This window comes from Streptomyces sp. NRRL B-24085, from assembly GCF_001282115.1.
GTDB lineage: Bacteria > Actinomycetota > Actinomycetes > Streptomycetales > Streptomycetaceae > Streptomyces.
The window spans coordinates 1-1,034 of the sequence record NZ_LJBR01000654.1 but is presented as its reverse complement, the minus strand read 5'-3'; the positions used below and the strand labels follow the sequence as shown (position 1 = coordinate 1,034).

The following is a 1,034-nucleotide window of genomic DNA, read 5'->3' as shown; positions in this document are numbered from 1 at the left end:
GGGCGGTCGCGGACCCCGCGGGGGCCGGGGAGGCACCCGCGGTCGGGGTCGCGGAGACCCCGCCCATCGGCGTGGTCGACGACGGGCTCGCCTCCGGAAGGGCGTCCAGGGTCGCGGCGGCGTTCGTCGCCCGGTCCGTGCCGGTGCCGCGGCCGGTGCCGATGTCCGCGTCCGTGCCCGGGGCGGCCTGGGGGTCGGGCTCCGCGGCGCCGAAGCCGCCCACTCCCGTGTCCGGGGTCAGCCGTACGAGGCTCAGGGCACCGGCGGCCAGGGCGAGACCGCCCGCGGCGAGCAGGACCTTGCGGGGGCGGGGCTTGCGGTGGCGGCCACGCGGTCCGAACAGACGGGTGCCACCGTCCTCCGCCATGGGTGTCGTCGTCATCGTCGCCGTCATGTTTCCTCCCCTGGGTGCCCGCGCCCCCTGTGCGCCGTGGCGGGGCGCACGTTATGCGCTGCCGTGGGCGGTGGAGGGGGAGTTGGGCGGGATGTCACTCGAACGGGGTGTCGGGTGGATCGGCGGGAACCTTTCGCGGCGGGAGCGGGGCTGCGATGATCGGAGCGTTCTTGTTAACCCGCGTTAACCGGGAGGGTGTCATGGGTGAGGAGCGGTTCGGGGAGTTCGTGCTGGTGAGGCGGCACGAGGAGGGGACCGTCGCCGAGCTGGTCCTCGACCGGCCCAAGGCGATGAACGCGGTCTCCACGGAGATGGCCCGGTCCGTCGCCGCCGCCTGTGCCGCGCTGGGGGCCGACCAGGGGGTGCGGGTGGTCGTGGTGACCTCCACGCACGAGCGGGCCTTCTGTGTGGGGGCCGACCTGAAGGAGCGGAACTCCTTCACCGACGCGGATCTGGTACGGCAGCGGCCGGTGGCCCGGGGGGCATACACGGGGGTGCTGGAGCTGCCCGTGCCGACGATCGCCGCGGTGCACGGGTTCGCGCTGGGCGGCGGGTTCGAGCTGGCGCTGTCGTGCGACCTGATCGTGGCCGACCGTACGGCGGTGGTGGGGCTGCCCGAGGTGTCGGTGGGGGTGATCCC

1 protein-coding gene and 1 pseudogene are annotated in these 1,034 nt (G+C 74.7%); one reads left to right on the top strand and one right to left on the bottom strand.

Annotated features, from left to right (window positions below; genetic code table 11):
* Nucleotides 1–394 (bottom strand): annotated as a pseudogene (locus tag AOJ26_RS40895) (hypothetical protein); the annotation flags it as partial.
* 200 nt (nt 395–594) lie between these two features.
* Here AOJ26_RS40895 and AOJ26_RS40890 point away from each other — a divergent pair.
* A partial coding sequence (locus tag AOJ26_RS40890; RefSeq protein ID WP_143663708.1) for an enoyl-CoA hydratase/isomerase family protein occupies nt 595–1,034 on the top strand: 440 nt, incomplete at its 3' end.